The 17741-nt window shown below is 56.4% G+C and carries 16 protein-coding genes; 14 read left to right on the forward strand and 2 right to left on the reverse strand.

Going from position 1 to position 17741, the window contains the following annotated elements; all coding sequences use genetic code 11:
- Positions 1 to 67: 67 nt before the first annotated feature.
- Positions 68 to 664, reverse strand: a complete 597-nt coding sequence (gene ompA, locus ACU6HM_RS02360; RefSeq protein ID WP_009464175.1) for an outer membrane protein OmpA — start codon at positions 662 to 664, stop codon at positions 68 to 70.
- A 440-nt stretch (positions 665 to 1104) separates the two neighbouring features.
- Here ompA and gyrA point away from each other — a divergent pair, with 440 nt between their 5' ends.
- From gyrA to cysM, 14 genes are all read left to right on the forward strand, one after another.
- The gene (gene gyrA / locus ACU6HM_RS02365; protein WP_035272681.1) at positions 1105 to 3789 is read left to right on the forward strand and encodes a DNA gyrase subunit A; all 2685 of its coding nucleotides are present in this window, start codon (positions 1105 to 1107) and stop codon (positions 3787 to 3789) included.
- On the forward strand, positions 3789 to 4898 hold the full coding sequence (gene serC / locus ACU6HM_RS02370) for a 3-phosphoserine/phosphohydroxythreonine transaminase (protein ID WP_009463913.1): 1110 nt from the start codon (positions 3789 to 3791) through the stop codon (positions 4896 to 4898). Before gyrA ends, serC begins: the two co-directional genes overlap by 1 nt.
- Positions 4891 to 5982 carry a prephenate dehydratase gene (pheA, locus tag ACU6HM_RS02375; protein WP_026482974.1) on the forward strand — a complete coding sequence of 364 codons (1092 nt, stop codon included), beginning with the start codon at positions 4891 to 4893 and terminating at the stop codon, positions 5980 to 5982. Before serC ends, pheA begins: the two co-directional genes overlap by 8 nt.
- 329 nt (positions 5983 to 6311) lie before the next feature.
- Complete coding sequence (locus ACU6HM_RS02380; RefSeq protein WP_250757240.1) at positions 6312 to 7196, forward strand: prephenate dehydrogenase; 885 nt, start codon at positions 6312 to 6314, stop codon at positions 7194 to 7196.
- Positions 7193 to 8515, forward strand: coding sequence for a 3-phosphoshikimate 1-carboxyvinyltransferase (gene aroA, locus ACU6HM_RS02385; RefSeq protein WP_446763306.1), 1323 nt, complete (start codon positions 7193 to 7195; stop codon positions 8513 to 8515). Before ACU6HM_RS02380 ends, aroA begins: the two co-directional genes overlap by 4 nt.
- Positions 8512 to 9189 carry a (d)CMP kinase gene (gene cmk, locus ACU6HM_RS02390; protein ID WP_203145669.1) on the forward strand — a complete coding sequence of 226 codons (678 nt, stop codon included), beginning with the start codon at positions 8512 to 8514 and terminating at the stop codon, positions 9187 to 9189. Before aroA ends, cmk begins: the two co-directional genes overlap by 4 nt.
- Positions 9190 to 9273: 84 nt before the next feature.
- The gene (gene rpsA, locus ACU6HM_RS02395) at positions 9274 to 10992 is read left to right on the forward strand and encodes a 30S ribosomal protein S1 (protein ID WP_022983279.1); all 1719 of its coding nucleotides are present in this window, start codon (positions 9274 to 9276) and stop codon (positions 10990 to 10992) included.
- Between the two features lie 5 nt (positions 10993 to 10997).
- Positions 10998 to 11357: an integration host factor subunit beta gene (locus tag ACU6HM_RS02400; protein WP_026482971.1), complete on the forward strand. Its 360-nt coding sequence runs from the start codon at positions 10998 to 11000 to the stop codon at positions 11355 to 11357.
- Between the two features lie 114 nt (positions 11358 to 11471).
- Positions 11472 to 11804 carry a lipopolysaccharide assembly protein LapA domain-containing protein gene (locus tag ACU6HM_RS02405; RefSeq protein WP_009456012.1) on the forward strand — a complete coding sequence of 111 codons (333 nt, stop codon included), beginning with the start codon at positions 11472 to 11474 and terminating at the stop codon, positions 11802 to 11804.
- 16 nt (positions 11805 to 11820) lie between these two features.
- Complete coding sequence (gene lapB / locus ACU6HM_RS02410) at positions 11821 to 13068, forward strand: lipopolysaccharide assembly protein LapB (RefSeq protein WP_250755869.1); 1248 nt, start codon at positions 11821 to 11823, stop codon at positions 13066 to 13068.
- The gene (rfaE1, locus tag ACU6HM_RS02415; protein WP_250755868.1) at positions 13065 to 13994 is read left to right on the forward strand and encodes a D-glycero-beta-D-manno-heptose-7-phosphate kinase; all 930 of its coding nucleotides are present in this window, start codon (positions 13065 to 13067) and stop codon (positions 13992 to 13994) included. The genes lapB and rfaE1 overlap by 4 nt, the downstream gene beginning before the upstream one ends.
- Entirely contained in the window at positions 13991 to 14989 is a 999-nt protein-coding gene (rfaD, locus tag ACU6HM_RS02420; RefSeq protein WP_088450358.1) for an ADP-glyceromanno-heptose 6-epimerase, read from the forward strand. Before rfaE1 ends, rfaD begins: the two co-directional genes overlap by 4 nt.
- Before the next feature lie 116 nt (positions 14990 to 15105).
- Positions 15106 to 15492: a ComEA family DNA-binding protein gene (locus tag ACU6HM_RS02425; protein ID WP_369326973.1), complete on the forward strand. Its 387-nt coding sequence runs from the start codon at positions 15106 to 15108 to the stop codon at positions 15490 to 15492.
- Between the two features lie 99 nt (positions 15493 to 15591).
- Entirely contained in the window at positions 15592 to 16497 is a 906-nt protein-coding gene (gene cysM / locus ACU6HM_RS02430; RefSeq protein ID WP_446763307.1) for a cysteine synthase CysM, read from the forward strand.
- Here the strand turns inward: cysM and mltB are convergent.
- Positions 16494 to 17687, reverse strand: coding sequence for a lytic murein transglycosylase B (gene mltB, locus ACU6HM_RS02435; protein WP_254499017.1), 1194 nt, complete (start codon positions 17685 to 17687; stop codon positions 16494 to 16496). The genes cysM and mltB overlap by 4 nt on opposite strands.
- Positions 17688 to 17741 lie beyond the last annotated feature (54 nt).

Here is a 17741-nt window from a genome sequence, read left to right on the forward strand (position 1 = left end):
TTAAGGCCCCGCAAAAGCGGAGCCTTAATTGTAGCCTTAGCTACAGAAATACGTGATGCAGCAAGAATTACTTGCGGTTGCCCACGATTTCGATTTCTACGCGACGGTTTTGAGCACGGCCTTCGCGGGTCTTGTTGGACGCCACTGGCTGAGCTTCGCCCTTGCCTTCGGTGTAGATACGGTCTGCAGGTACGCCCTTGTTGACCAAGTATGCTTTAACAGCATTGGCGCGACGCTCGGACAGCTTCTGGTTGTAAGCTTCAGCGCCGATCGAGTCAGTGTGACCGGTAGCGATCAGAGTTTCCAGATCGATGGACTGAACGGTGTCAGCCACTTGATCCAGAACCTGGCGGCCTTCTGGCTTGATGGTGGATTTGTCGAAGTCGAAGAACGTGTCAGCGTTCAGAGTCACTTTGGTGACAGTAGGAGCGACGACAGGAGCTTCGGGGGCTTGGGCAACGGGCACACCGTCACAACCTGGAATACCTGTAGCAGGTGTCCAGAAGTTGTTGCGCCAGCACAGTTCGTTGGTGCCGTTTTTCCAAACGTCGCCGAACGGATTGCGCCAGTTGTTAACTTCGCCGGACTCTTGTGCGGAAACTGCACTAGTGGCCGATGCGGCGGCAATGGCGAGTACAAGTGCGATTTTGGAGGGTTTGTTCATATTTCTCCTCGTTGAGCTGATGCTGTTAAGTGACCGCAGCGAACCCCTGCCGCTGATTAACGGAACCAGTATAGCAATCCTTTGAACGGAACAAAGACTTGCTTGCGCTGGGTTTCATGCGTGTTAGGTCGAATCTTAAGACATTTCGGCCGCATGCGTGAGGGGGACGGGGAACGATTCGTGAAGATGCGTGGAATTAGCCTTGTTCTTTCCTTTTATTGTTGGTTTTAGGCAACAGGGGGAGGGTGGGGCCGCTTCTTCAATCCATCATCGATACGATTAGTGGACGATGGATTTTTGGCGAATCGACCGTTTCAATCACATATCGCCCGCCTTCTCGCCTCGCTACGCTGCGTCCCTCTATGTGAAAGTGCTAGAATTTCCTCTTGTCCGTTTACGGCTGGCTTACTGCTTAACCCATATCTATAAAGAATTGACCTATGGATTCCTTTGCCAAGGAGACGCTTCCCGTTTCGCTTGAAGAGGAGATGCGCCGCAGCTACCTCGATTACGCCATGAGCGTGATTGTGGGCCGTGCTCTTCCCGACGTGCGAGATGGTTTGAAGCCCGTGCATCGCCGTGTTCTGTTCGCCATGCATGAACTCAATAACGACTGGAATCGTGCCTATAAGAAGTCGGCTCGTATCGTCGGTGATGTGATCGGTAAGTACCACCCTCATGGTGACTCTGCCGTCTATGACACTATCGTGCGTCTGGCGCAGGACTTTTCCATGCGCTACACCCTGGTCGACGGACAAGGTAACTTTGGTTCCATCGACGGGGATAACGCCGCGGCCATGCGTTACACCGAAATCCGTCTGGCCAAGATCGCCCACGAACTGCTGGCCGATATCGACCAGGAAACCGTGGATTTCGTGCCTAACTATGATGGCAGCGAAAAAGAACCGGCCCTGTTGCCTTCGCGTCTGCCCAACCTGCTGGTCAACGGCAGCTCGGGTATTGCCGTGGGTATGGCTACCAATATTCCGCCGCATAACCTGGCTGAAGTGGTCAACGGCTGTCTGTACTGCCTGAGCCACCCCGAGTGCACGGTTGATGAGCTGATCGAATACATCCCGGCCCCCGACTTCCCGACCGGTGCCATTATCTATGGCATGTCCGGTGTGCGCGAAGGCTATCGCACGGGCCGTGGCCGCGTCATCATGCGTGCCAGTACACACTTTGAAGACATGGAAAAGGGCAATCGTCAGGCCATCGTGGTCGACGCCATTCCTTACCAGGTTAACAAGAAGTCGCTGCAGGAACGCATTGCCGAGCTGGTCAACGAAAAACGCATCGAGGGTATCTCCGATATCCGCGACGAGTCCGACAAGGACGGTATGCGTTTGGTCATTGAACTGAAGCGCGGCGAAGTGCCGGAAGTTGTGCTGAACAACCTCTACAAGAATACGCAGTTGCAAGAAACCTTCGGGATGAACATGGTGGCACTGGTCGATGGCCAGCCCCGTCTGCTCAACCTGAAACAGCTGGTGGATTACTTCCTGAGCCACCGCCGCGAAGTGGTTACTCGCCGTACCGTATTCCAGTTGCGCAAAGCGCGCGAGCGCGGTCATGTGCTGGAAGGTCTGGCTGTGGCCCTGGCCAATATTGATGAGTTCATCGAAATCATCAAAGCGGCTCCAACGCCACCGGTTGCCCGTGTCGAGCTGATGGCTCGGTCCTGGGATTCCGGTCTGGTGCGCGAGATGCTGGCCCGTGCCGACACCAGCGCCATTGTGGGCGGCCGCCAGGCTTACCGTCCGGATGATTTGGGCGCTGAATTTGGCATGAACACAGATGGTCTGTACCGTCTGAGCGAAGTGCAGGCCCAGGAAATTCTGAACATGCGCTTGCAGCGCCTGACTGGCCTGGAGCAGGACAAGATTGTTCAGGAGTACCGTGAGGTCATGGACAAGATTGCTGATTTGCTGGACATCCTGTCCAACCCGGCCCGTGTGTCCGCCATTATTGGTGACGAGCTGATCGCCGTGCGCGACGAGTTCTCGGCCACTGGCAAGGACGTTCGTCGCTCGCAAATCGAGCACAACGCCACCGAGCTGGATACCGAGGACCTGATCACCCCTATGGATATGGTGGTGACGCTCTCGCATACCGGCTACATCAAGAGCCAGCCGCTGTCCGAATATCGGGCCCAGCGTCGTGGTGGCCGTGGCAAGCAAGCCACCGCCATGAAAGAGGACGACTGGATCGACAAGTTGTTCATCGCCAATACCCACGATTACCTGCTGTGCTTCTCCAACCGTGGCCGTGTGTACTGGCTCAAGGTCTGGGAAGTGCCTCAAGGTTCACGCAACTCGCGTGGCCGTCCTATCGTCAATATGTTCCCTCTGGAAGATGGCGAGAAGATCAATGTGGTGCTGTCCGTCAAGGAATTTAGCGAAGATCAGTTCGTGTTCATGGCGACCTCGCGCGGTACGGTCAAGAAGACCCCGCTGTCCGACTTCTCCAACCCCCGTAAGGCCGGCATTATTGCTGTGGGCCTGGACGAGGGCGACTACCTGATCGGCGCTCAACTGACCGACGGTGTGCACGACGTCATGTTGTTCTCGGACGCCGGCAAGGCTGTGCGCTTTGACGAGGGCGATGTGCGCCCAATGGGCCGTGCAGCCCGTGGTGTGCGCGGCATGACGCTGGAAGAAGGTCAGTCCGTGATTGCCCTGCTGGTGGCCGAAGACGAAACCCAATCCGTGCTGACCGCCACCGAGAACGGTTTCGGCAAGCGTACCCCGATTGGCGAATACACGCGTCACGGTCGTGGCACCAAGGGCATGATTGCCATCCAGACCTCGGCTCGTAACGGCAAGGTCGTGGGTGCGGTGCTGGTTCGTGAAACCGACGAGATCATGCTGATCACCAACGCTGGTGTGCTGGTACGCACTCGCGTGGCTGAAATCCGCGAAATGGGTCGTGCGACTCAAGGTGTGACCTTGATCAGCGTGGACGATGACAGCGAGCTGTCTGGTGTGTACCGCGTGGTAGAGACCGATGACGAGGTCGACGCCGAGCTGGCCGAAGAGGGTCAGGCGCCAGAAGGTCAGGAGCAGGATAATCAACTTGATTCCGCCCAAGACCAGGCGGACCCTTCCGGCGAGGAAAACGAGTAATGCGTGTATGGAATTTTTCGGCAGGCCCGTCAATGCTGCCGTTGGAAGTGCTGGAGCAAGCCGCTGCTGAAATGACAGATTGGCATGGCACCGGCATGTCCATCATGGAAATGAGCCACCGTAGCAAGGACTATATGGGTGTGCGTGACGAGGCAGAAGCCGATTTGCGCAGCTTGCTGTCCGTGCCCGATGACTTTGCAGTGTTGTTTGTTCAGGGTGGGGCACAAGGCCAGAATGGTCTTTTGCCCTTGAACCTGATTCAGCGCAATGGCAGTGGCAAGGCCGACTACGTGCTTTCGGGCAGCTGGTCGGTCAAGTCCTGCGAAGAGGCTCAGCGCTACGGTGATATTCACGTTGCCGGTACCAGTGGTCAGGCGTGGCAGGATCAGGGCAAGGAATGGGCGCCCTGGACCTGGTTCCCCGAGCCTTCTCAATGGGATGTGCGCCCGGACGCGGCTTACCTGCACGTTTGCACCAATGAAACGATTGGTGGTGTGGAGTTCAACGACATTCCCAAGCTGGATGTGCCTGTTGTTGCAGACGTTTCCTCCAACATCCTGTCCTGCCCGATCGATTTCTCGCGCGTGTCCGTGGCCTATGCCGGGGCGCAAAAGAATGCGGGTATGTCCGGCATCGCCTTGATGATGATACGCAAGGACCTGTTGGGCCATGCCATGGATCTGTGCCCGTCGGCGTTCAACTACGCCAACATTGAAAAGCAGCAGTCCATGTTCAACACGCCGCCTACGTACTCGATCTACATGGCCGGGCTGATGTTCAAGTGGCTGGAGCGCCAGGGTGGTGTGGCTGCCATGCAGGCACGCAATGCGGCCAAGTCCGAAGCTTTATACGGCTTTCTGGATGCGTCCGAGTTCTATAACAACACCGTGCATCCGGCGTATCGCTCGCGCATGAACGTCCCGTTCCTGTTGCGTGATCAGTCCCTCGATTCCCTGTTCCTGGAACAGGCTACGGCTGCAGGTCTGACTTCCCTGAAAGGACACAAGAGCGTGGGCGGTATGCGCGCTTCAATCTATAACGCCATGCCGCTGGAGGGTGTGCAGGCACTTATCGATTTCATGACTGAATTTGAACGACGGAATGGCTAATACCTTAACTGAGCGCCTGCTCCCTTGGCGCAATCGTATTGATGAGCTGGATCGCCAGATCCTGGAGCTGCTCAACGAGCGTGCTCGTGCGGCTTTGGAGGTGGGCAAGATCAAGCAGGACTTCAATACAGAGGAAGTCATCCTCAAGCCCGAACGCGAGGCACGTATTGTGCGTCGCTTGCAGTCAGAAAATGAGGGCCCGTTCACACCGGCAGCAGTCGAAGCGGTGTGGGGGCAGATTATTTCTGCCTGTCGCGGTCTGGAAAGCGTGTTGCGCGTGGCTTATCTGGGCCCGCAGGGCTCTTTTTCCGAGCAAGCCGCCTACGAGCATTTCGGCCATGCTTTGGATGGCCTGCAATGTGATTCCTTCGACGAGGTTTTCCGCAGCGTCGAAGTGGGTCAGGCTGAGGTGGGCATGGTGCCCGTCGAGAACTCGACAGAAGGCGCCGTGAACCGCACGCTGGATTTGCTGCTGAACTCGCCCTTGCGTGTCTTGGGCGAGCGCTCGATTCGTGTGCATCACAATCTGCTGACCCAAACTGGCACGATGGAAGGCGTCACCCGCGTGATGGCCCATCCTCAGGCTTTGGCGCAGTGCCAGAACTGGCTGCAAAAGCATTACCCACAGCTTTTGCGTGAGGCCGCCTCCAGCAACGCTGAAGCAGCACGCATTGCGTCGTCCGATCCTACGGTTGCAGCGATTGCGGGCAATACGGCTGTTACCGCCTGGAATCTGGGGGTGGTCGAGGCCGGTATTCAGGACGATCCGCACAACCGCACCCGTTTCCTGGCCATTGGCAATATCGAGTCCCTGCCTAGCGGTAATGACAAGACCAGCATCATTCTGGCGGTGCCCAACCGGGCTGGTGCTGTTTATGACATGCTGTCTCCTTTGGCTGTGCATGGCGTGTCCATGACTCGCCTGGAGTCGCGTCCTGCACGGACAGGGCAGTGGGAATATTATTTCTACGTAGACCTGATCGGCCATCGTGATGAGCCAGCCATGGCTGCTGCTTTGGCAGAACTGAAGAAACAAGTCGCCTTTTTCAAGATTCTGGGTTCTTACCCCGTAAACGACTTTTAAGCATCAGCAACAAGAAAGGCCTGGGGGGAGGTTTCACCCTCAAGGCCTTATTGTCTGTTCAGGACATGCCTTGTCAGAACGAGTGGCTCGCACAGGATCTGCTTGTTTCGGTCAGTCTTGCGCAGTTGCTTGGTGCGTTGTGCCATCAAGAGCTGGCTAGACAAAATAGAGGCTTTGCGTGTTGCTTTAATCCTTTGATGGGGTTTGGGCAGCCGTCTGGCAAAGTCTGCATCAATATCCCGGTTTTGCTCGTGCTATTTCACGCAATACGCGCAGCATGGACGGCCTGAGAGGGAACGGAATTAATCATGATAGCGTCATCAGAAACTATGGCGCCGCCGCCCTTGGTTCCGGTGCTGGCGATCGTCGGAGTCGGTTTGATTGGCGGCTCTTTGGCTCTGGCGCTCAAGCGCTCCGGGGCGGTAGGAAAAGTGCTGGGCGTAGGTCGGCAGCTGAAAAGCTTGCGACGTGCCCAAGAACTGGGCCTGATTGACGATGTCGCCACGCTTGAGCAAGCCGCGCAGCAAGCGGACCTGATTGTGTTGGCTACGCCTATCGGGGCCATGGCCTCGGTATTGAAAACCTTGCGTCCCCATCTGCGTGACGGCACCTTGATCAGTGACGCAGGTAGCACCAAGGTCGATGTGGTCAGTGTGTCGCGTGAGGCGCTGGGTGATCGTATCAGCCAGTTTGTTCCCGGCCACCCCATCGCCGGTGCGGAGACCGTAGGTCCCGAAGCGGCGCGTGCTGATCTGTACGACGGTCGCAACGTCATCTTGACCCCCCTGGAAGAAAACAGTGCCAGCGCACGCGAGCGTTTGATTGCCGTGTGGGAGGCTTGCGGGGCGCGTGTCATGTTGATGGACCCGGCTACGCATGACGAAGTGCTGGCATCGGTCAGTCATGTGCCGCACTTTTTATCCTCGGTTTTTATGTGGCAGGTGGCCTCCAGTGCCAACTCGGATCAGCGCTTTGCCTTGGCTGGAACTGGCTTTCGGGATTTCACCCGCATTGCAGCCGGATCAGCCGAAGTGTGGCGCGACATTTTTCTGAGCAACCGCGAGGCTGTCTTGGGCCAATTGCAGGAAGTACGTCAGGCCCTGGATCAGGCCGAACAGGCTTTGCAGGACCAGGATGGTCAGGCTTTATACGAATTTTTAGAGCGTGCTGCCTTGGCGCGCCGTTTTTGGGCAAGTAGGAGTGGTTTGCAATGAGCCAAAGCGACAGTCTTGTTTTGAACCCCGTCAGCCGCGCTAGCGGACAACTGCAATTGCCAGGGTCCAAGAGCATTTCTAATCGAGCCCTGTTGTTGGCCGCCTTGGCTCAAGGGCAAACACGCCTGGAAGGCTTGCTGCATTCGGACGATACCCGCGTCATGATAGCCGCTCTGCAGCAAATGGGCGTGGCTGTGCAGGACCTGGGGCAGGGCACGGTAGTGATCGACGGTGGGGCTCCTTTTGCGCACCGCGATGCCGATCTGTTTTTGGGTAATGCCGGTACGGCCTTCCGCTCCTTGACCGCTGCTTTGGGCTTGATGGGTGGTCGCTTCAACCTTAGCGGTATTGCCCGCATGCACGAGCGCCCCATTGGGGATCTGGTGGATGCGCTGCGCAGCCTGGGAGCTGAGGTGCAATATCTGGGGGCAGCGGGCTATCCTCCCTTGGCGATTGGTGAGTTGGTACAGGCTGATCAGCGTCGTGTGTCGGTGAAAGGCTCGGTATCCAGCCAGTTCCTGACAGCCTTGTTAATGGCCGCTCCCTTGTTGACTGCTCGTACGGGCCAGCCTTTGCGTATCGAGGTGGAAGGGGAGTTGATCTCTCAGCCTTATATTGAAATCACGCTGGCCATGATGGCGCGTTTCGGTGTGCAGGTGGAGCGCGACGGCTGGAGCAGCTTTACTGTCCCCGCCGATGCGGCTTATGTCAGCCCCGGCTTGTACGTGGTGGAGGGCGATGCCTCGTCCGCTTCGTATTTCATTGCTTTGGGAGCTATTGGCGGTGGCCCGCTACGTATTCAGGGCGTGGGTACAGAAAGTCTGCAAGGCGATATTCAGTTTGCGGATGTGGCCCAAGCCATGGGTGCTCGTATCGAGCGTCATGCCAATGAACTGATCGTTTCTGGTGAGTGCGTAGCCAAGGGCGACAAGCTCAAGGCCTTTGATCTGGATTTCAACCATATTCCTGACGCCGCCATGACGGCAGCTGCCATGGCCATGTTTGCTGATGGTCCTTGCACCTTGCGCAATATCGCCAGTTGGCGCGTGAAGGAGACAGACCGTATTGATGCCATGCAGGCCGAATTGCGCAAACTGGGGGCAACAGTAGAATCCGGGCCGGACTGGCTGACTGTGCATCCTATTGCCGCCGATCAATGGCGTTCGGCCAGCATCGAAACGTATGATGACCACCGCATTGCCATGTGTTTTTCACTGGCCAGCTTTGGCCCGGTGCCGGTCACCATTCTGGATCCCGGCTGTGTCAGCAAGACGTTCCCCGAGTATTTTTCTGTTTTTGAACAATTGGTGCAGGCATGACAGAGCAGAGCATTCCCGTCATAACCATTGATGGCCCTACCGCTTCCGGTAAAGGGACGATTGCTTCCCTGGTCGCGCAGCGGCTGGGCTGGCATACGCTGGACAGCGGTGCCTTGTATCGCCTGACCGCCTTGTCCTGCCTGCGTCGCGGCGTGGATGTCCAGGACGAGGCCCAGGTCCAGCATGCGGCCCAGAGCCTAAACGTGCAGTTTGACTACCCCCATATCTACATGGATGGCGATGACGTCAGCGACGCTATTCGTCAGGAAGAGGTAGGAAATCTGGCCTCTCAGGTGGCGGCCTTGCCTCTGGTGCGTGAGGCACTTTTGCAACGGCAGCGGGATTTTCGCGTTGCCCCCGGTTTGGTGGGCGATGGGCGCGATATGGGCACAGTTGTGTTCCCGGACGCACCTTTAAAGATATTTTTGCTGGCAGATGCGGAGGTGCGGGCCCAAAGACGCTGTAAACAGTTGAGCGAAAAGGGTATTTCTGCTAATCTTACGAGTCTTTTGGCGGACTTGCGTGCGCGCGACGAACGTGATCGTTCTCGAACTCATGCTCCGCTTGTGCCTGCGCCGGGTGCCCACATTGTGGATTCTTCCCAGCTCAGCATCCAGGAAGTTGTAAATAAGGTGCTCGACCTTTGGTCGGGCATTGCGGTCCCGACAGCCTAATCCCGTGCTGATCGGGCTTTGTTCACTCCACCGGGTTCTGCCTGGTGTGTTTTTTATGGCCATTTTGGCTAACGGATTGATTTAATGTCCACTAACCTTCACACAGACGCAACGGGCGGCGAAAGCTTTGCCGATTTGTTTGCAGAAAGCATTAAAAACCAAGACCTGAAAAGCGGCGAAGTTATCTCCGCCGAGGTTCTGCGTATTGACCACAACTACGTTCTGGTCAATGCTGGCCTGAAGTCCGAAGCACTGATCCCTCTGGAAGAGTTCCTGAACGATCAGGGCGAACTGGAAGTTCAAGCTGGTGACTTTGTTTCCGTGGCAATCGACGCCTTCGAAAACGGCTACGGTGACACCATTCTGTCCCGCGACCGCGCCAAGCGTCTGTCGGCCTGGTTGTCCCTCGAGCAAGCGCTTGAGTCCGGCGAACTGGTCAACGGTACCATCACTGGTAAGGTCAAGGGCGGTCTGACCGTCATGACCAACGGCATCCGCGCCTTCTTGCCCGGTTCGCTGGTTGATCTGCGTCCTGTTAAGGACACCACGCCATACGAAGGCAAGACCCTGGAATTCAAGGTCATCAAGCTCGATCGCAAGCGTAACAACGTCGTGTTGTCGCGTCGCGCTGTGCTGGAAGCCTCCATGGGCGAAGAGCGTCAGAAACTGCTGGAAACCCTGTCCGAAGGCGCTATCGTCAAAGGTATCGTCAAGAACATCACCGATTACGGTGCGTTCGTGGATCTGGGCGGCATCGACGGTCTGCTGCACATCACCGATATGGCATGGCGCCGTGTTCGTCACCCATCCGAAGTTCTGCAGGTGGGTCAGGAAATCGAAGCCAAGGTCCTCAAGTTCGATCAGGAAAAGAGCCGCGTCTCCCTGGGCGTCAAGCAGCTGGGCGAAGATCCATGGATCGGTCTGGCACGTCGCTACCCACAAAACACCCGTCTGTTCGGCAAGGTTACCAACCTGACCGACTACGGTGCATTTGTTGAAGTGGAAGACGGTATCGAAGGTCTGGTTCACGTATCCGAAATGGATTGGACCAACAAGAACGTTGACCCACGCAAGGTTGTGACCTTGGGTGAAGAAGTCGAAGTCATGGTTCTGGAAATCGACGAAGATCGTCGTCGTATCTCCTTGGGCATGAAGCAGTGCCGTGCCAACCCATGGGAAGATTTCGCCATCAACTTCAAGCGCGGCGACAAGGTTCGCGGTGGCATCAAGTCCATCACCGACTTCGGCGTGTTTGTTGGTCTGCCTGGCGGCATCGACGGTCTGGTTCACCTGTCCGACCTGTCCTGGTCCGAAACTGGCGAAGAAGCCGTTCGCAACTTCAAGAAGGGCGACGAAGTTGACGCCGTGGTTCTGGGCATCGACACCGACAAAGAGCGCATTTCCCTGGGTATCAAACAGCTGGAAGGCGATCCGTTCAACAACTTCGTAGCAACCTACGACAAGGGTGCCGTGGTTAGCGGCGTCGTCAAGTCCGTGGAAGCCAAGGGTGCTGTTGTAACTCTGTCGCTGGACGTTGAAGGCTACCTGCGCGCCTCCGAGATTTCCTCGGGCCGTGTTGAAGATGCCACGACGGCTCTGAAAGAAGGTCAGGAAATCGAAACCATGATCTTGAGCGTGGATCGCAAGACCCGTTCGATTCAGTTGTCCATCAAGGCTCGTGATACCGCCGAAACCGCTCAATCCATGGCCCGCCTGACCGAAGCCAGCGCTTCGTCCGGTACGACCAATCTGGGTGCTCTGCTGCGTGCCAAGCTGGACCAGCAGCAACGTGACGACGGTTAATCAGCGTGACAAAGTCTGAGCTGATCGCGTTGTTGGCCAGCCGCTATCCGCAGCTGGCTCTGCGCGATATGGATTTCGCCGTGAAAACGGTTTTGGATTCTATGACCCAGGCCCTGGCCAGCGGTCAACGAATCGAAATCCGAGGGTTTGGCAGTTTTTCGCTCTCTACCCGCTCGCCGCGGGTAGGGCGCAATCCCAAATCGGGTGAAAAAGTGATGGTGCCTGGCAAACAGGTGCCGCACTTCAAGGCCGGCAAGGAATTGCGCGAGCGAGTCGATTCTGTCTTTCTCGAGCAAGAGCAAATCGAAGCAGACGACCAGTCGTCTGCCTTTGAGCAGCTCAATGCGAGAGTCCGTCACGGTTAAGACCTACTTGCATACTGATTACACAGGCCCTTTTCAGGGCCTGTTTTGCGTGTGCGCTAAATTCCGCTTGCACGTACAATCAGACATTATAAAAACACTGTTGGAGCCCTAAAAATGCGCTATCTAGTCTGGGTACTGCGTCTGCTCGTTTTTGTGATCGTGCTGCTGTTCGCACTGAAAAACACGGAACCGGTGCAAGTCAGCTTTTTCGCCGAGCATATTATTCAAGACGTTCCGCTGATCGTCGTAATGCTGGCCGCGTTTATTTTAGGTTTGGTGTTGGGGCTGCTTTTGATGGTGGGTGCGGTGATGCGCCGCCGTCGCGAGGTCAACCGCCTGCGCCGCGAAATGGACCGTCTGCAAGACAGACTGGAGCAAGCGCAGCAATCGCCCGTGAATACGGCTGCTGTGGCGCCCGAGACCGTCGCCCCGCTGGCGCCTTTGTAAGTCCTTGGAGTAAACAGTGGATTTTGAAACCTGGTGGTTGGTTTTTGTACCAATTCTATTTGCCTTGGGCTGGGTCGCCGCGCGGGTGGATTTTCGGCAGATGATGTCCGAAACTCGCACCTTGCCGGATTCCTATTTCAAGGGTTTGAACTTCCTGCTCAATGAAGAGCCGGATCGCGCCATTGACGCCTTTGTGGAAGTGGCCAAGCTGGACCCCGAAACCACCGAGCTGCACTTTGCACTGGGTAGCCTGTTTCGCCGTCGTGGTGAAATGGAGCGCGCTATCCGAGTGCATCAAAGTCTGCTGTCGCGCGCTGATTTGCCAGTTGCAGATCGTGAAAATGCCCAGTTTCAGATTGCCCAGGATTTCCTGAAAGCTGGCATGCTGGACCGAGCCGAGGCCGCTTTTGAAGCGGTGCGTGAAACGCGCTTTGCTATTCCGGCCATGCGCGCCTTGATCCGTATTTATGAGTCCGAGCACGATTGGCCGCGTGCCATTGAAGCGGTGCGCCGTTTGCGTGCCCTGGTCGATGAACCCGTGCCGCAACTGGTGCATTACCAGTGTGAGCAGGCTGAAGGGGCCTTGCAAGGCAAGCAGCCTGATTTTGAACGTGCCGCCAAAGCCTTGGACGAGGCGGATAATGCCATTCGCAAGCTGGGCACGGGCCAAGGCATGTATGCTTCTCAGGCGCGGGTTGCCGGTTTGCGTGCTCGTGTGGCGCGTATGCAAGGCCAGAGCGAGCAGGAGCGGGCTTATCTTGTTTCCATTTTGAGCAGTGCGCCTGAATATGTGGGCCTGTACGCGACCGAGCTGCTGGACAGTTACCGCAAGCTGGGGCGGGGCGAAGAGGGCGTTGCCATGTTGCGCAGTCATTATCAGCAGCATCCCAGCCTGGATATTTTCAATGTGCTGTTCCGTGTTCTGCGCGAACAGGAAGGCCATTTGCAGGCCTGGGCGTTTGCGCGTGATGCCTTGCGTGCCCATCCTTCTCTATTGGGTCTGGACAAGATGCTGGAAGTTGAACTCCAGGATCAAGGGCAGGGCAAGGAAAGTACCGACGGCGCGGAGGCTGTCGGTGTCGATCAGATTATTGCAGGTGCGGATTTAAGCCTGCTGCGTTCCTTGATTCATCGCCACACCCAGCGTCTGGATCGTTATTCCTGCAGTTCTTGCGGCTTTGAAGCTCGCCATTTCTATTGGCAATGTCCCGGCTGCAACTCTTGGGAAACCTATGCACCTCGCCGCCTTGAGGAGCTGAAATGATGACCTTCCCTGGTGAAGCTGTTGCTGCCAGCCGTGTGCTGGTCGTGGGTGACGTCATGCTGGACCGTTACTGGTTTGGCGATGTGGATCGTATCTCCCCCGAAGCACCCGTTCCTGTGGTCAAGATGGGGCGGGTAGAGGACCGTCTGGGTGGTGCCGCCAACGTGGCACGCAATATTGCCGCTTTGGGTGCCCAGGCCAGCCTGCTGGGCGTGATCGGGCAGGACGAAGCGGGCAAGACTGTGCGTGAACTGGCTGAAGCGGACCATGTTCAGGCGCATTGGGTGCAAGATCCGGTCATGCCCACATCGCTGAAGCTGCGCGTGCTGGGTCGCCAGCAACAATTGTTGCGCGTGGATTTTGAAGAAAGCCCGGCCAGCAGTGCTTTGGATCAGTTGCAGCAAAGCATGAGCGACTTGCTGGATCAGCATCAAGTGCTGGTCTTGTCGGACTATGCGAAAGGCGCTTTGGCCCAGGTAGAAAGTTTGATTGCGTTGGCACGATCGAAGAACATTCCTGTTCTGGTCGATCCCAAAGGCAAAACCTACGAGCGCTATCAAGGGGCTACTATCCTGACGCCGAATCGTTCGGAAATGCAGGAAGCCGTGGGCGCTTGGAAAGATGAAGATGATTTGATGCGACGCGCTCAAGATTTGCGTCGCAAGCTGAATTTGGAATGCTTGCTGATTACCCGTTCCGAACAAGGGATGACCTTGTTCACCGAGCAGGGGCGTGAGCATGTGGATGCGCAGGCACAAGAGGTGTTCGATGTCTCGGGTGCCGGGGACACGGTATTGGCAACGCTGGCGGTGATGCGAGCGGCGGGTCTGGACTGGTTGCAGGCCATGCGCTGGGCGAACCGCGCGGGTGGTATCGTGGTCGGAAAATTGGGTACGTCCATTGTGACGGCAAAGGAATTGGCATGATCGTAGTGACCGGTGGCGCTGGCTTTATTGGCAGCAATTTGGTGAAAGGCCTGAACCAGCAGGGTGTGACCGACATTCTGGTGGTGGACGACCTGAGCGATGGCGACAAGTTCGTCAATCTGGTGCATGGCCAAATTGCCGACTATATGGACAAGGACGATTTCCGTGCCCGGTTGGCGCGCGACGAGTTCTCCAATATTGAAGCTGTGTTGCACCAGGGCGCATGTTCGGATACGACCGAGCGCAATGGTCAGTTCATGATGGACAACAACTACCGCGTGACGCTGGAAATCTTCGAGTACTGCCAGGCCAAGCGTATTCCTCTCTTGTATGCTTCGTCCGCCGCTGTTTACGGTGCAGGTCCCTTGTATGCCGAGGACCTCAGCAACGAAGCGCCGTTGAACGTCTACGGCTATTCCAAGTTTCTGTTCGACCAAGTGCTGCGTCGTCATCTGGATAGTCTGCGTGCGCCAGTGGTCGGCCTGCGTTACTTCAATGTCTATGGTCCACAAGAGCAGCACAAAGGTCGTATGGCCTCGGTGGCTTATCACAATATGCTGCAATACCGTCGCGACGGTCATGTACTCTTGTTTGGTGGCTGGGATGGCTATGTGGATGGCGGTCAGCAACGTGACTTCGTCTTTATTGATGATGTCGTGTCGGTGAATCTGCATTTCCTGGGTCAGGACAAGCAGTCGGGCGTGTTCAACTGCGGTTCGGGGCGTGCCCAGCCGTTCAATGATGTGGCCCAGACCGTCGTCAACACCTTGCGTGAGCATGATGGCTTGCCTGCCCTGACATTGGAAGAGTTGGTGACGCAGCAGTTTCTGCAATACATCCCGTTTCCCGATGATCTGAAAGGCCGTTATCAAAGCCACACCCAGGCAGACCTGACACAGTTGCGTGCGGCTGGTTACGACAAGCCTTTCCACGATGTACAGACGGGTGTCGCCGAGTACGTACGCCGTCTGCTGCAGTCGGGGGCTCTGCGCTAAGCAACAGGGCTTTAAAGTCCATGCGGGCTGCCACGCATGGCTAAACGCGGTCTCCGGCCCGCTTTTGCATTCACCCAGGCAGCACCATAAAGGCTTCTTTCCAAGGAGCCTTTATCATGTCTACCTCCCTGATCTTGTCCCCCGTTTCCCATCGCTGGCTGCACTCAATGCAAGGTTGGCGTGCGTCCGTTCTTCGCTTTCTGCTTGCCCTCTGCTTATTGGGGCCCTGGAGCTTGGTCGCTGCGGTCGACTTGAATACGGCTGATGCTCAACAATTGCAGCAAATTAAAGGTATAGGCCCCCGCACGGCCGAGTTGATTCTGGAGGAGCGCCAGCGGGGTGGCCCTTTCGACTCTTTGCAGGATTTGGCGGACCGGGTCAAAGGGATAGGCGCGAAAAAGATTATTACGATGGAGCAGTCGGGCCTGAAAGTGGAACCTGCCAAAGCCGCCAGCAAGGCGGTTTCCAATAGGGCCGATGCGGATATAAGAAGAAAGCCGTAGCCCTGGGCGTAGACTCGCTTTAAGCTAGTAGTTTGTTTAGTCTGCATGGGCAGTCAGTGCGAGCTGGCTGCCTTCTTGCTCAAGGTAAGAGATTGATCGATGAAAAACTATCCCACCATTGAAGATACCGTTGGCCAAACCCCCTTGGTTCGCTTGCAGCGTATTCCAGGCGAGTTTGGGCAGGCACGCGGTAATGTCTTGTTGGCCAAGCTGGAAGGCAATAACCCTGCCGGTTCGGTGAAAGACCGTGCTGCCAGTTCTATGATTCAGGAGGCCGAGCGCCGCGGTGATATCAAGCCGGGAGACACCTTGATCGAGGCCACCAGTGGCAATACTGGTATTGCACTGGCCATGATTGCGGCCGTGCGTGGCTACAAAATGATTTTGATCATGCCCGATAACCTGTCGCTGGAACGTCGTGCTTCCATGACGGCTTACGGAGCGAAGTTGATTCTGACGCCTGCGGATCAAGGCGGTATGGAATACGCCCGTGATTTGGCGCTGAAGATGCAGGCCGAAGGGCAGGGCAAGGTGCTGGATCAGTTTGCCAACAAGGATAATCCAGCGGCGCACGTGCATAGCACCGGCCCGGAAATCTGGCAGCAAACCGCTGGTCAGGTTACTCACTTTGTCAGCGCCATGGGCACGACCGGCACCATCATGGGGGTGGGTAATTACTTGCGTAGCCAGAATAGCGGCATAGTGGTGGTGGGGGCTCAGCCTGCACCAGGGGCGCAAATTGCCGGCATTCGTAAATGGCCAGAAGAGTATCTGCCCAAAATTTACGATCCCTCCAAAGTGGATATGTTCGAGGAAATTGGCCAGCAAGAGGCCGAGATCATGACGCGCCGTATGGCCGCTGAAGAGGGGATCTGTGCCGGTATTTCATCCGGCGGTGCTCTGGTGGCTGCCATGCGCGTTGCTCAGCGCGTAGAAAACGCCACGATCGTGTTCATTGTGTGCGACCGTGGCGACCGTTACCTGTCTACCGGCATCTTTAATTAATTAGGGTTGCCGTAGCCCATTTGTTTGGCCAGTTCGGAAGCCAGATCGGCGACCGAGCTGGCATAAAAGTAACTGCGGTTGTAATGGGTAATGGCAAAGAAGTTGGGCGTGCCCAGGCGATACTCGGTAGTATTGCGTGGCTCGTCCACCAGGTTCACTACACCTAATTGAGCCTGCTGCCAGGGGCCTGCGTTCTGGCTCTGACCTTTCACCGTCGCACCGGCATTATTCAATTGTGCCCAATTAAGTTTGGGATAAATGCCGCCGTCCACCATCGCTTTACTTGCGTTGCTCAATTCGACCGGAGCGAAAACCGGCAGGCCGGGTTCCCAGCCGTGTGCACGCAAGAAGTTGGCAATCGACGCCATGGCATCGGCTGGGTTATTGCGCAGATCAATACGGCCATCTCCATCGCCGTCGACGGCATAGCGTATCAAGCTGCCGGGCATGAACTGGGACATACCCATAGCGCCTGCGAACGAGCCTTGAACAATACGTGCGTCCAGCTCGCCTTGATAATGCAATTCGATCAGGTCAGCTAATTGATCACGGAACAACTGACCACGCTCGGGACGGCTGTCATCCGGATAGGCAAAGCCCAGCGTAAACAAGGCATCCAGCACCTTGAAGTCGCCCATGATTTTGCCGTAGACGGTTTCCACGCCCAGGATGGCCACAATAATAGAGGGCGGTACACCATAGTCTTTGGAAATCTGGTCCAAGGCCAGGCGATGTTTTTGCCAGAACTGGACGCCACCTTGAATGCGGGCCGGGTCTACATTGCGTTTTTTATACGTTACCCAACTGCGCTTGATGCGCCCTTTGGTGGGGCGCATTAATTTAGCGGCGGTCTCGTTATATTGAGCTTGCTGCAACATGTCGGTGACGACATCCAGCGGGATCTTGCGTACTGTCGCCACTTCCTGGGCGTAGCTCGCAATGTCATCGTTTAATTCACCGTTTAATTTAAAAAATTGTGTCCGACCAGAGCGAGATTCACCGGCCTGAATGGACTCGGGTTCGGCCAAAGCCTTGATTGCGACGGTGCCGGTTTTTTTTACCGAGGTCTGGAGGGCCGCGCCGCTGCTGGGTTTGGTGTCCGTGGACGGAGCTTGGGAAGTGGTTGTGGCGCAGCCGGCAGTGCTCAGCGCGATCAGTACTGCTTGCAAAATTCGAGTGGGTCTGAACATAATCCATCCTCATGGAGACACTATATTTTATCCATCCATCATGCCATTTGCATG

The sequence above is a fragment of the Alcaligenes sp. RM2 genome (assembly GCF_052931795.1).